The sequence below is a fragment of the Bacillus sp. BD48 genome, assembly GCF_046566805.1.
GTDB classification, from domain to species: domain Bacteria; phylum Bacillota; class Bacilli; order Bacillales; family Bacillaceae; genus Bacillus; species Bacillus safensis.
Genome location: NZ_JANGFM010000006.1, coordinates 202168 through 214228, shown reverse-complemented (window position 1 = coordinate 214228; position 12061 = coordinate 202168). Strand labels below are relative to the sequence as shown.

Sequence of the window (12061 nt, the reverse complement as noted above, 5' to 3'; positions counted from 1 at the left end):
ATCATGAAGAAAACAGCAGCTTTTGTCGTGACTGCCTCACTTGCTTCGTCTGCCCTATTCGGTTTCAGCCCTGCTGTCTCAGCACACGCCATGGTCAAACCAGCAGCAGAACAATCCGTTCCTCAAGGTCCAAAAGCCGTGCTTAACAGCATTTATGAGCTGGCACATAAAGGACAGATGCCCTACTATGCTAAGGGATTGAAAATAGGCGTTCAAACCAAAAAAGACGTTCATCATCAGCTCGGAAATCCATATCCAGAAACAGGTCAAAGCAGCTTTGATTTGTATCATGCGGAAATGGGGAATCCCGGATTTGCTTTTCACTATGATGCGAAAGGCAAAATTGATGAAATCCGTTATTTCGGTACAAATGTAGAAAAAGAAACGAATATTGGCGGTATGACCCCTTCGTTACTAAAGAAACAGCTTGGACCAGCGGATTCAGTAAGCACCATTCCGCAGACAAAAGAGAAAAAATATGTGTATCGTACTGGAAATTATGAGCTGGAATTTATCGTCGGCCATGACCCAGATATAAATCAGCAGAAGCTCACCGTCCTGCATATCAATCTCATTAAAGCCGATTCTTAAGTAAAAAAGCATCCTGAGCAGAGGCTCTGGATGCTTTTCTTTATTATGATGCCACTTCTAAGTGCGGCTTTCTTTTCATTGTTCTTTTGAGGACTGGACCTGCGACATAATCAAGTCCAAATTTGCCTGCATTCCCTTTCGCTGCCATGATAACGATAGCAATGAGCAGAAGTAGCGGGTTCACAGAGACAGTTCCAGCTAGTAAGAAAGAGACATTCATCACGCTTCCAAAAAAGGCTGCCGTTGTTGTAAACAATCCAACAATTAATCCTAGGCCTACTAAGATTTCTCCCCACATGACCATAGCACTGAATAGTCCGGCATTCGGCAAAGCGACATTTTCTAAAAACCATACATAGAACGGATACACAAGATGACCATCTTTGACGACTGGTTCAGATATCGCAAATTGCAAAAATCCTGATGCATCAAATCCACCTGTTAGTTTTCCAATACCAGATGTCAGCCAAGCCCATCCGATATAAAGTCTTGCTGCCAAAAGGATAACGGCTGCCCATACATTCGTTTGTAAGAATTTTGTAAACATGATGATGCCTCCTCTTTTAAATTATGTGAAATATTTCACATTTTCTTTATGATCTTATTATACTATGCAATATGTTATTTGTGATCCTTTTCACATATATATTCACAAATTGTTCATGAATATCTAGTTGAGGTAAACTTTTCTCTTGCTAAAACCGTCTAAGTCATTTCAGACAGTGAAAAGGGGTTTAATTTTGTATGAAAACACTATTTCATTTTGCTTATTTACAGGCCATCTCATGTCTATTCCCTGTCATGATCTTTGCGGCGCTTGCCTTATCAAAGACGGTGTCTATTCCTATTCTTCACCGGTATGATTTCATTCTACTGCTTTGTCTTGCAGCTCAGATCCTGATGCTTACGCTGCGGCTGGAAACTTGGGCGGAGCTAAAGGTCATTTGTCTCTTTCATCTCATAGGAATCTGTTTAGAAATCTATAAAGTACATATGGGCTCTTGGTCCTATCCAGAAGAAGCTTATACAAAAATATTTGGGGTTCCACTTTATAGCGGCTTTATGTATGCGAGTGTGGCTAGTTATATTTATCAGGCATTTTCACGGCTTCATGTAAAAGTGACCAACTGGCCTCATCCATTTCTTTCAATTGGCATCAGTTTGTGCATTTATCTCAATTTCTTTACACATCACTGGCTCTATGATGTCAGATGGTGGCTGACATGTCTTCTTGTTGTTGTGTTTCGGAAAACGTCGGTTTCGTTTCAGGTTGGTCCATCTTTCTTTCGAATGCCGCTTGTTGTTTCATTTCTCCTGATTGGCTTTTTTATTTGGGTGGCCGAAAATGTCACGACCTTTTTAGGCGCATGGCAATATCCAAATCAGCAGCATGCTTGGTCTCTCGTCCATCTTGGTAAAATCAGTTCGTGGTTTTTACTTGTTGTCATCAGCATTGTACTGGTGATCGAACAGCGTAAACAAAAAAACGTTCAGCCCATTTGACCTGGCTGAACGCTTTTTTTAATCTCGATCAACTTCCTTACGGAGATCATCTGCGACAAATTCTACATTCGTTCCAATGATGATTTGTACGGATGTTTTTCCAGAAGTCAGCACCCCTTTGGCACCTGCTTTTTTCAATGTACCTTCATTTAATAAATTTGTATCCTCTACTGTTAAGCGAAGACGTGTGGCACAATGATCAATCGTGGTGATATTGTTTTTGCCGCCAAGTCCCTCTACGAGCATACTCGCTCCTCCTGCCGTCACCGTATCATCCGCTGCGATATCTTCCATGTCATCATCTTCCCTGCCTGGTGTTTTCAGCTTTAATAGTTTAATGAGGAAATAGAAAACGACAAAGTACAAGACGCCATAAATGATTCCGACTACAAGAAGCATGATCGGTTTTTGTGCAATACCGAAGCTTAAGACGTAATCAATCGCACCGGCTGAAAAGGCAAAGCCGCTATGAATCCCGAGGGTGTTCACAATAAAAAGCGAAAGCCCCGTCAAAATAGCATGGACACCATATAGAAGTGGAGATAAAAACATAAAAGAAAATTCAATTGGTTCAGTGATCCCTGTTATAAATGATGTAAGCGCCATCCCAATCATCAGACCAGCTGTTGCTTTTCGCTTCTCAGGCTTTGCAGTCACAACCATGGCTAGACATGCCGCTGGCAGACCAAACATCATCACTGGGAAGAATCCGGTCATAAAGACACCCGCGCTTGGATCTCCTTTAAAGAATCGCGCTAAGTCCCCTGTTACCCCGTTGAATTCGCCAAATTGAAACCAAAATAAATTATTTAATACATGATGAAGTCCCAATGGAATAAGCAATCGGTTAAAGAAACCAAACAGCCCTGCACCTGTTGCACCAAGACTTAAGATCCATTCCCCTAGATCATTGATCACACTTTGAATCGGAGGCCATACATATCCGAAAACGGCTGCTAATAGAATGGTGAAAAGTGCCGTCATAATAGGCACAAGCCGCCTTCCGCTAAAGAAACCTAAGTATTCCGGCAGTTTCGTATCCTTAAATTTATTGTAAACATAACCTGCCAAAAGCCCACATAAAATACCGCCCAATACCCCCATATTGTTGGTTGAGTTGATCGACGTTGTACCGGCTGACAAAATAAAATAAGAGATCGCACCTGATAATGCCGCTGCCCCGTTCCCATCCTTTGAAATACCAATCGCTACACCCATTGCAAAAATTAAAGCCAAGTTCGCAAAAATTGCATTCCCTGCCTCATAAATAAACGGGATATTGAATACATCCTCCCGCCCAATGGCCAAAATAATCCCTGCTGCTGGAAGTACAGCGATTGGAAGCATAAATGATTTTCCTAGCTTTTGAAAAAACTGAAACACCATCTGACTTCTCCCCCCTTTGTCATCATCATGACTAAATCGTTCATGATGTTCATAAAAAATATATCATATGCACGTCTAGTTATCTATACCAATTTGTCCACATCCATTTGAATTCCGCTCTTTACTCTTTTTGCGTAAAATGTGGTAAGCTATTGAATAGAATGAAGATATAGAAAGCGGGAATGAACAGTGATTGTCAAACATGATCATGAGTTAGAAGCCTTAAAAAAAGTCGGCCGAATTGTCGCTTTGGCAAGAGAAGAAATGAAAAGCCAAGCGAAACCAGGCATGTCTACAAAAGAATTAGATTTGATTGGGAAAAAAATATTAGAAGAGCACGGTGCCAATTCAGCACCTGAAAAGGAATATGACTTTCCTGGTACCACTTGTATCAGCGTAAACGATGAAGTTGCACACGGTATCCCTAGTGAAAAAACCATTTTACAAGAGGGCGACCTCGTGAACATTGATATCTCAGCAGAGCTTGACGGATATTATTCCGATACAGGTATTTCATTCGTTTTAGGAACAGGTGATGCTCGTCTTGAAGCATTATGTAAGTGTGCGGAGGATGCGTTCCTTGAAGGATTAAAGCATGCAAAAGCCGGTAAAAGACAAAACCAAATTGGCCGTGCGGTCTACAATACAGCGAAAGAACAAGGATTTACTGTTATTAAAAACCTAACAGGACACGGCATTGGGAAGAATCTGCATGAAGCACCCAACCATATTTTGAACTACTATGATCCATTCGATAATGCTTTGTTTAAAAATGGCACAGTCATTGCCTTTGAACCTTTCATTTCAACAAATGCTGAATCAATTTATCAAGCTGATGATGGCTGGACATTTAAAACACCAGATAAAAGTCTAGTGGCACAGATTGAACATACGATTGTGATCACTAAAGACGAACCGATTATTTTAACAAAGCTGTAAGCCAAACGGGTCCCCTCCTTCACTGGAGGGGATTTTTTCATGCCCGTTTCACGAATCTGTCACGACTAAACAAAAAAGCCTGTGGTAAAATAGGCAAAGATATGCGAAAGGGGTCTTATTTGATATGTGGTTCATCATCATAGGTGTTATCTTTTTCATCGAAAGTATTATCTTAACGGTTGTAGGGATTAAGAAAAAACAATCCATGATGACCTATCTTGGTGTTATCATCATGATTATGACGGTCGGCATGATCCTCGTTACCCTCAACCCGCCAAATTCATAAATCAATATTTCCAGCATATACATGGATCATAGGCAGATAGAATCAGTTTTCATTTCTTGACACCTGCACACTTTTCACGTCCTTTTTTGAGATGTTACAATGCAGGCAGTTTCAATTGAAAGGAGTTTTCTATCATGCATTATGGTAGCAAAGGCTGGTATGTCGAAGAATTAAAGAAGCTTGGTGTGACCAAGCATGAAGGAAGAAAGCTTCAAAGCTTAAAAACATATTTCCTTGCAAATCTTCTTGAGCAAAAGAAACGCAGCTCATAAGCGCTGAAAAGCCGTACTTCTGTACGGCTTTTTTTAAATGTGCTGAATTCGTTTTTCTAAAGACTTCCTGACCACATCTGCTAAGGCATCTACTTTAAGAACAGCTTTCAGTCTCTCTGGACTTGTTTGACGATATTTGACTTCATTGACTTCATGGACCGTAATCTGATGGGATGCTTTTTCTACTAGTACAAGCGCAGCATCAGGCGGCACCATACCTTCTTTCAGTACACGTAAATAAAAGCCTGTATACCCTGTTTTCTGTACTTCCTTTACAAGCTTCATGTTGCCATGCTTAAGAGATAATTTCACACAAGGCTGTCTTGGCTGGCTTACCTCAACAAGTGCTTCTCCAAGCTGAAACACATCGCCAATACGCACATTCGTCTCGACTAGCTGGCGTACTGTTACATTCTCGCCAAAGGCAGCTTCCTGTAATGGAACCCCTAAAAATTGTTCAAAGTGAGCATAATGATCATACGGAAAGACGCAGACGGCTTTATCATAGCCCCCATGATGAACCAAATCCCCCTGACCATCTCCTTCAAAATTGACCTGATTTAAATACACAGGCTCATGAATGCGCCTTTTGTTGATGGCTGTTTTGATTTCTTTTCCGTTCGCATAGGTGATGATAGGCTGTCCCACTTGAATTCCTTCTATGTCATATCTCTTTTGTCCCACGATGGCCATCTCCTTTGGTTGTCTACTGGCTTTTATTTTACATCGTTTGACAATCAAATCATAGTCGATGCATGAAGATCAGATGCAGGCTATGGTACGATGTGAAAAAGGAGTGATGACCATGATTCATTATCACGCCATTGTAAAAGGACGTGTACAAGGAGTCGGCTTTCGTTATTTTGTTCAGGGAGAAGCCGTCAATCGTGGAATGAAAGGCTGGGTACGCAACACAGATGAAGGTCATGTCGAGTTAAAGGTAGAAGGTGAGCAGCAGAAAGTGATTGATTTCTTACAGACTGTCCGGAAAGGAAGTCCTTTTTCAAAAGTCACCGACATGCAAATGGAGCCGCTCACTGAGCTTGCTCACTATCAAGATTTTCGAATACGTTCATAAAAAAGCCTAGCTCTCGCTAGGCTTTTTCTGTCCCGTGATAGGGCTTGTCTTGATAAAAATAGTTTGGTTTCACAATCGTATTGTCGTAATGCTTATGGAATATGTGGGTAGCAGCTGGTGATACTGGGGGAATCAGCCATGTCCAGTCCCCAGTCAGCTTGCGGTCAGCCTTTTCTTCCTGCTTTTCAAACTGCTTGAATTGATGTGCTGCTGTATGGTGATCAACAATAGTTACCCCTGCTTCGCGATAAGAATGGAGAACCGCCACATTCAATTCGACAATGGCTTTATCCTTCCAAAGGGACGAATTCTTTGTTGTGTCCAGGCCTAACAGGGAAGCGACTTTTTTCAGCATATTGTAGCGGTTTTCATCTGCTAGGTTGCGGGCGCCAATTTCTGTGCCCATATACCAGCCATTGAACGGTGCAGCGTTGTAATGAATACCGCCAATCTCTAATTTCATATCAGCAATAATCGGAACCGCATACCATTTCAGTCCTAAATCACGGAATCCATCATATTCAGGATGGGTGATCTCTACCTCTTGGACGATTTTTTTCGGAAGCTCATACAGAACAGGCGGCTGATCCTTTAGCTGAAACATGAGAGGCAGAATATCAAAATGTGTGCCCTCCCCTTTCCAGCCATGGGCTTCACATAATTTTGTTAATTCAAGAGATGCCTCGTCGCCGATGATGCCATATTCCGTCTCATAGCCTGCATAACGAACGAGCTGATGATTATAAATGACGACTTCCTTCTGTCTGTTTTTCTCTGGGGGAAAGATCGTAATGGACGGTTTGATTTTCCCGCCATTTGTCGCATACTCAATATGATGAAAGAGCGCCTCTTTCACCTCATCCTCTGTCTTTACATGCCGGCAGTCATGCACTTGCAGGGTCGACCAAAACAAACGGCCAATGCAGCGGTTACTGTTACGCCATGCCATTTTCGCCCCGTGAGCTAATTCCTCTAGTGTATGCGTATAAATACCTTCAGCCTCAATTTCTTTTTTTATTTCATGCAGACGTGCTGCTTTCTCTTCATTTGACTTGTTTAATTCTTCATAGCATACAGAAATAAAAGCTTCTGCTTCATTCCACAACGCTTCTTGATTACTCAAACATACTCGCCTCACTTTAATACGAATATATCCATTGTAGCGGTTTCTATTAATAAATTCACTCGTTTCAAACCATTTTTTATCATATCATCCGACCATTGTCCTTAGACCATAGATGAATCAATACGTTTAAGGGTCTTTTGGAGCCAGCGGACATAGCCTTTTTCTCTTTCAATTGCTCTTGTCAGCACTAAGTAATGCCCAAATTGCGCTGAATGCAGCGATTCAGCAGAAGGGTCTTCCTCTGTCAAAGCGTGCAGCTTCTGTTCCAGCATGTCTACTTTCTTAGTACGCTCTAGCAGTTGATATGCAAACAGGTCCGCCGCTTCTTTTTTGTCCATGGAGGAGATGAAAAAGGTTTTGAGCATGAATTCATCCTTCGTTGTTTCTGGAATCGGATCTTTTGTTTTTAACCACTGACGCAATTCTTCTTTTCCTTCCGCTGTGATTTGATAGACCTTCTTCTCCAGCTTTTTTCCCTGTATGTGAATATCAAATTCAATAAACCCTTCCTCTGTAAGACGCTTCAGCTCAGGGTAAATCTGACTGTGCTTCGCACTCCAAAACTGTCCAAGGGAATCCTTAAAATGTTTCGTGATATCGTATCCCGTCAGCTCACGCTGATCTAGTAAGCCAAGAATGGCATATTTCAGTACTCTCATGATGGGCCTCCAACGCTTATTCTTTGACATTAGTATACCATAGACTTTAAAATAAACATGTAAATCACAACATGTTTGAAAAAACATCATTCTAATGAAAGAAGGAATAAACATGGATCAATTCGTTGGACTTCATATGATTTATACGTATGAAAATGGCTGGGAATATGAGATTTACATTAAAAACGATCACACCATTGATTACCGCATTCATAGCGGAATGGTTGGTGGACGCTGGGTCCGTGATCAAGAAGTAAATATTGTGAAGCTGACAAAAGGCGTATACAAAGTCTCTTGGACAGAACCAACTGGGACAGACGTCTCTCTGAACTTTATGCCTGAAGAAAAACGCATGCATGGCGTCATCTTCTTCCCAAAATGGGTGCATGAACGTCCAGACATCACCGTCTGCTATCAAAATGACTACATCGATCTCATGAAAGAATCTCGTAAAAAATACGAAACCTATCCGAAATATGTTGTCCCAGAATTTGCGGACATTACGTATATCCATCATGCAGGTGTGAATGACGAAACCATTATCGCAGAAGCACCATATGAAGGCATGACAGATGAAATAAGAGCTGGACGAAAATAAAAAAAGCGGCACGCCTAGTGCCGCTTTAGATTGTTGAAAAAGGGCTAAAATGATCTTTATTTTAGCCTTTTTTCTTCTTTTCAGCGTGATCTGAAAACCTTTGCAGTCTAGGAAGGCCGAGTACCGGAGCGGAGCGAATTGAACATTCGTGAGCACCGGCACGCAGAACTGACACCGAATGCGAAGGTTTGTCCGCGCGCTGAGCGGCACGCCTAGTGCCGCTTTTACATTTGATAAAGGGCTATCATTTTAGCCCTTTTTTATTGAATGCCCAACGTCTTTTGAGGAAGCATGAAACGATAGACTGGCAGTTCATCACCTTCTTTTGAAGCAATAAACCCTGATGACATATAGCTGTCCTTTGATTCTGGTTCAAGGGCAAGTGACAGCAAATTGGTTTGCGGCTGTGCCGTGACATATACCTTTGTTCCTTTTGGCAGCTGGCGTTTCTTGTCAACGAGTTTTGTTTCAAGCTGGATATCTGTTTTGCTCTTTTCCTCTCGCTTTGTCACCTGATAGGCTTGTACCGGCACTTTCATACCAACCGGCAATGTGACACTTTTTAATCCTAATGTTCTGAGTTTCCTTTCTACTCCTTCATGCCCCGGAAGAATGAGATAAGCTGTCGGCCGTTCTCTTGTTAAGACAGGAACAGCATCGCTCGCACTGTGAAAGCGTACAGGAACTTGAGTCGTTTGTCCTTTCTCAATATCAACCATTTCCAGCGAGTCATTGACAGGTGTTTCGAAATCGTCTTGAATGACCACCTGATCATCATCATTTGGCTGCAATCCTTTTTTGACCAGCTTCAGCCGCTCCGTCACCATTTGCTGCTTCACCTGTTTGGCATGTTTCACTGTAGTTTCAATGATTTTTTCATGGGTAGCTACTTGTGCAGCGACGCGGCGGGCAAAATCCTCTCTTCCAATCCCAATCCCTCTGCTTTCTACAAGAAATGACAGGGCTGGCGAAAGTGCAAGGGCATTACGGCCAATTCGCGCATCCGTTCCACCTTCATAGATGTCGATCTTTCCATCCTTTCCTCTTGTGTTTGTATAATACAAATCGTTAGAAAACCCTTTATTCGTCAGCGTTTCACGAACTCCGTTAACGTATAACTCATTTGATGTCAGCCGGATGCTTTCAGGAATGTTTAAATTCTTCCCTGAAAGAATAAGCAAATCATGATATTTGAGAGCACCTGATGAACCAATATCTTCAAACTGCTTTTGACCCACATCGTATTCATGGGCATCAATAACCACCTCTGGCGCATATCGATTAAATTCTTGATGCAGGGCTATCAGTTCTGGAGATTCTAATGTCATATGATCACGGTTTCCGTCTAATCCGTTTGCAAGTCTGCGGTCAAATGCATAAGAACCATCAGGATTGATTCTTGGGACAATGATGATATTGACATGATTGAGTATACGCTCTCCTTCTTCACCTGCTAATCGTTTTGCAATGACGAGAGCAGATTCACCGGAGGCTGGTTCATTTCCGTGTATTTGGGCTTGGAGCCAGATTGTTGGCTTTTTTGAAAGTGGAGTGATGGAGCGATCCTTTGTAAAGTACAGAGCCGGAATGGACCTGCCTTCAATGGATGTTCCAATCTGTTTCTGCGTGGCATATGGGCTTTTGCGGACAATGTCTCTTATGAAAGCTTGAAGCTCTTCTTGTGTCGTAAATGCTTCTCCTTTTTTCTGAAAGGCAGGGGTATCAAACGTCTCGCCAGGCTCAGGGTATAGCTTTTTCACTGAAGCCGGCTGTTCATAACTCTTTCCATAATAAGGGGTTTCTGCATGAGCTGAAGCTGGGCTCACCATCGACAAAATGCCTGCCATGAGGCATACAGCAGCAAAAAGAATCGTGCCTTTTCGTTTGGACATGCTATCCTCTCCCTTCGTTGATTTGCATTATAAAGAAAAAAACAGCAAAAGTGTCATTATTTTTCAAAAATAAATCTTTTGGAGGAACAGGTATATCTTTGTCTAGGGCAAATGAATGGAGCCTGCCCGGCAATATGACCTAAAAAAAATGCCTGCTCACAGCAGACACTTTTTTTGTTTACCAGATGGAAATGGCCCCAATGAGAACCGCCACTACAGTCATAGCGACGACTGCCAGCACAGCCCATTTCATCCCAAATTTCTGATGCTGATCCAGTGATACGCCAACAAGCCCAACAAGTAAATGAGTCGATGGAACAAGTGGACTTAACATATGAATCGGCTGTCCAATAATAGAGGCTCTCGCAATCTCAATTTTATCGACACCGTATGCTGCCGCTGTTTCTGATAGGATCGGCAGTACGCCATAAAAGTATGCATCATTCGGCATAAAGAAAGTAAAGATCCCGCTTGTTAATGCGACAATGACTGGAATAAAGCCGCCAAGCTGCTCTGGAATTGCAGATACAATCGAAATCGCCATTTCATCGACCATTTTCGTTCCAGTTAGAATACCTGTAAAAACACCTGCCGCAAAAATCATCGAAGCAATGGCTAAAACGTTTGTTGAGTGAGCCGCAATTCGCTCACGCTGCTGATCCAAGTTCGGATAGTTCACGATAATCGCCACACAGAAAGCAAGAACAAATAGAACAGTTAAGCTGACTTTACCTGATACAAGCAGCAGCACCAATAACAAAGTCAGCGCCAGGTTAAACCACCAAAGCTTCGGCCGTTTAATGTCGTCTTGCAGTGCCGCTGCCATTTCATTTGCATGAATCGGCTGTTCAAGTTCAATGACACCGAGACGTTTTCTTTCGGCTTTTCCAAGAAAATAAGACACAACAATCATACTGAGAACCCCTGCACCAATGACTGGAATCATCGGGCCAAATAAAAGTGAAGGATCGACGCCAAGTGCACTCGCGGCTCTAGGTGTGGCTCCTCCCCATGGAATTGTATTCATAATTCCCATGCCAACTCCGGCAATTCCCGCTAAAATAATTGGACGGATGCCAAGCAGCGTAAATAATGGAAGCATCGCTGTTGTTGTAATCATGTACGTCGTTGTCCCGTCACCATCAAGTGCAACAAGCATCGTCAGGACAGCTGTTCCGACCACGATTTTTAAAGGATCGCCTTTGACGATTTTTAAAATCTTCGCCACCATTGGATCAAATAAACCCGCATCAATCATAATACCAAAGTACAAAATCGCAAACATAATCATGACCGCTGTTGGTGCGACTTGCTGCACGCCTTTGACAATCATGTCTGAAATTTCAGTAAAATGAAAACCTGCAATAAGAGCAAATGCAATCGGTGTTAACACCAATGCCGTTAAAACAGACATACGTTTCGTCATAATCAAAACCATAAATACAATCATCATAAGAAATCCTAAGATCGCTAACATATTGTTCACCCCTTATGTTGTATACGCTTTCATTAATGTGTTGGTATCCCATTTCCAACCCTTTTTGTCATCATATCTGAGGTGGGAATTGAAGTAAATATTATGAATTTTAATTCTTTTTCGGTCGATAAATGCTTTTTGTTCATTTTGTTCAACCATTGGGCTTTTTTGATTCAATGAAAAAAAGCGGTCTTAATAGACCGCTTACAGATTGTTGACAAAGGGCTAAAATCATGTTTATTTTAGCCCTTTGT

The 12061-nt window shown here is 42.0% G+C and carries 14 protein-coding genes; 7 read left to right on the top strand and 7 right to left on the bottom strand.

The window, feature by feature from the left end; all coding sequences use genetic code 11:
• The first annotated feature begins 3 nt into the window (after window positions 1–3).
• The gene (locus tag ACLGGR_RS17600; RefSeq protein ID WP_410973593.1) at window positions 4–591 is read left to right on the top strand and encodes a YjgB family protein; all 588 of its coding nucleotides are present in this window, start codon (window positions 4–6) and stop codon (window positions 589–591) included.
• 43 nt (window positions 592–634) lie between these two features.
• Here the strand turns inward: ACLGGR_RS17600 and ACLGGR_RS17595 are convergent, their stop codons facing one another.
• Window positions 635–1138, bottom strand: coding sequence for a DoxX family protein (locus tag ACLGGR_RS17595; RefSeq protein ID WP_410973592.1), 504 nt, complete (start codon window positions 1136–1138; stop codon window positions 635–637).
• 197 nt (window positions 1139–1335) lie between these two features.
• On the opposite strand from ACLGGR_RS17595, the gene ACLGGR_RS17590 reads away from it, so the two are divergent.
• Window positions 1336–2094, top strand: a complete 759-nt coding sequence (locus ACLGGR_RS17590) for a DUF817 domain-containing protein (RefSeq protein WP_410973591.1) — start codon at window positions 1336–1338, stop codon at window positions 2092–2094.
• A gap of 18 nt (window positions 2095–2112) precedes the next feature.
• On the opposite strand, the gene nagE is transcribed toward ACLGGR_RS17590, so the two are convergent.
• Window positions 2113–3480, bottom strand: a complete 1368-nt coding sequence (gene nagE / locus ACLGGR_RS17585) for an N-acetylglucosamine-specific PTS transporter subunit IIBC (RefSeq protein WP_251217066.1) — start codon at window positions 3478–3480, stop codon at window positions 2113–2115.
• Between the two features lie 189 nt (window positions 3481–3669).
• On the opposite strand from nagE, the gene map reads away from it, so the two are divergent.
• The 3 genes from map (at window position 3670) to ACLGGR_RS17570 (ending at window position 4977) form a co-directional block, all read left to right on the top strand.
• Window positions 3670–4419 (top strand): type I methionyl aminopeptidase, encoded by a 750-nt coding sequence (map, locus tag ACLGGR_RS17580; RefSeq protein WP_024424611.1) that lies wholly within the window; start codon window positions 3670–3672, stop codon window positions 4417–4419.
• 124 nt (window positions 4420–4543) lie between these two features.
• Window positions 4544–4705 carry a hypothetical protein gene (locus ACLGGR_RS17575; protein WP_087976421.1) on the top strand — a complete coding sequence of 54 codons (162 nt, stop codon included), beginning with the start codon at window positions 4544–4546 and terminating at the stop codon, window positions 4703–4705.
• A gap of 134 nt (window positions 4706–4839) precedes the next feature.
• Window positions 4840–4977: a YflJ family protein gene (locus ACLGGR_RS17570; protein ID WP_064497716.1), complete on the top strand. Its 138-nt coding sequence runs from the start codon at window positions 4840–4842 to the stop codon at window positions 4975–4977.
• A gap of 33 nt (window positions 4978–5010) precedes the next feature.
• On the opposite strand, the gene ACLGGR_RS17565 is transcribed toward ACLGGR_RS17570, so the two are convergent.
• Window positions 5011–5661, bottom strand: coding sequence for an MOSC domain-containing protein (locus ACLGGR_RS17565; RefSeq protein ID WP_410973590.1), 651 nt, complete (start codon window positions 5659–5661; stop codon window positions 5011–5013).
• Window positions 5662–5782: 121 nt separating this feature from the next.
• On the opposite strand from ACLGGR_RS17565, the gene ACLGGR_RS17560 reads away from it, so the two are divergent.
• Complete coding sequence (locus ACLGGR_RS17560) at window positions 5783–6055, top strand: acylphosphatase (protein WP_142946370.1); 273 nt, start codon at window positions 5783–5785, stop codon at window positions 6053–6055.
• Window positions 6056–6071: 16 nt separating this feature from the next.
• On the opposite strand, the gene ACLGGR_RS17555 is transcribed toward ACLGGR_RS17560, so the two are convergent.
• Window positions 6072–7178 (bottom strand): nitric oxide synthase oxygenase, encoded by a 1107-nt coding sequence (locus tag ACLGGR_RS17555; RefSeq protein WP_410973589.1) that lies wholly within the window; start codon window positions 7176–7178, stop codon window positions 6072–6074.
• A gap of 104 nt (window positions 7179–7282) precedes the next feature.
• On the bottom strand, window positions 7283–7840 hold the full coding sequence (locus ACLGGR_RS17550) for a PadR family transcriptional regulator (protein WP_410973588.1): 558 nt from the start codon (window positions 7838–7840) through the stop codon (window positions 7283–7285).
• 112 nt (window positions 7841–7952) lie between these two features.
• On the opposite strand from ACLGGR_RS17550, the gene ACLGGR_RS17545 reads away from it, so the two are divergent.
• Window positions 7953–8438: a phenolic acid decarboxylase gene (locus tag ACLGGR_RS17545; RefSeq protein ID WP_410973587.1), complete on the top strand. Its 486-nt coding sequence runs from the start codon at window positions 7953–7955 to the stop codon at window positions 8436–8438.
• 260 nt (window positions 8439–8698) lie between these two features.
• On the opposite strand, the gene ACLGGR_RS17540 is transcribed toward ACLGGR_RS17545, so the two are convergent.
• Window positions 8699–10330 carry a M14 family metallopeptidase gene (locus ACLGGR_RS17540; RefSeq protein WP_410973586.1) on the bottom strand — a complete coding sequence of 544 codons (1632 nt, stop codon included), beginning with the start codon at window positions 10328–10330 and terminating at the stop codon, window positions 8699–8701.
• Window positions 10331–10508: 178 nt separating this feature from the next.
• Window positions 10509–11807: an Mg(2+)/citrate complex secondary transporter CitM gene (gene citM, locus ACLGGR_RS17535; protein ID WP_410973585.1), complete on the bottom strand. Its 1299-nt coding sequence runs from the start codon at window positions 11805–11807 to the stop codon at window positions 10509–10511.
• Between the last annotated feature and the right edge of the window lie 254 nt (window positions 11808–12061).

Excerpts from the sequence above, each read along its gene's own strand:
- ACLGGR_RS17600 (WP_410973593.1), top strand. The coding sequence starts at position 4 with ATGAAGAAAACAGCAGCTTTTGTCGTGACTGCCTCACTTGCTTCGTCT.
- ACLGGR_RS17595 (WP_410973592.1), bottom strand. The coding sequence starts at position 1,138 with ATGTTTACAAAATTCTTACAAACGAATGTATGGGCAGCCGTTATCCTT.
- ACLGGR_RS17590 (WP_410973591.1), top strand. The coding sequence starts at position 1,336 with ATGAAAACACTATTTCATTTTGCTTATTTACAGGCCATCTCATGTCTA.
- nagE (WP_251217066.1), bottom strand. The coding sequence starts at position 3,480 with ATGGTGTTTCAGTTTTTTCAAAAGCTAGGAAAATCATTTATGCTTCCA.
- ACLGGR_RS17575 (WP_087976421.1), top strand. The coding sequence starts at position 4,544 with ATGTGGTTCATCATCATAGGTGTTATCTTTTTCATCGAAAGTATTATC.
- ACLGGR_RS17570 (WP_064497716.1), top strand. The coding sequence starts at position 4,840 with ATGCATTATGGTAGCAAAGGCTGGTATGTCGAAGAATTAAAGAAGCTT.
- ACLGGR_RS17560 (WP_142946370.1), top strand. The coding sequence starts at position 5,783 with ATGATTCATTATCACGCCATTGTAAAAGGACGTGTACAAGGAGTCGGC.
- ACLGGR_RS17550 (WP_410973588.1), bottom strand. The coding sequence starts at position 7,840 with ATGAGAGTACTGAAATATGCCATTCTTGGCTTACTAGATCAGCGTGAG.
- ACLGGR_RS17545 (WP_410973587.1), top strand. The coding sequence starts at position 7,953 with ATGGATCAATTCGTTGGACTTCATATGATTTATACGTATGAAAATGGC.
- ACLGGR_RS17540 (WP_410973586.1), bottom strand. The coding sequence starts at position 10,330 with ATGTCCAAACGAAAAGGCACGATTCTTTTTGCTGCTGTATGCCTCATG.
- citM (WP_410973585.1), bottom strand. The coding sequence starts at position 11,807 with ATGTTAGCGATCTTAGGATTTCTTATGATGATTGTATTTATGGTTTTG.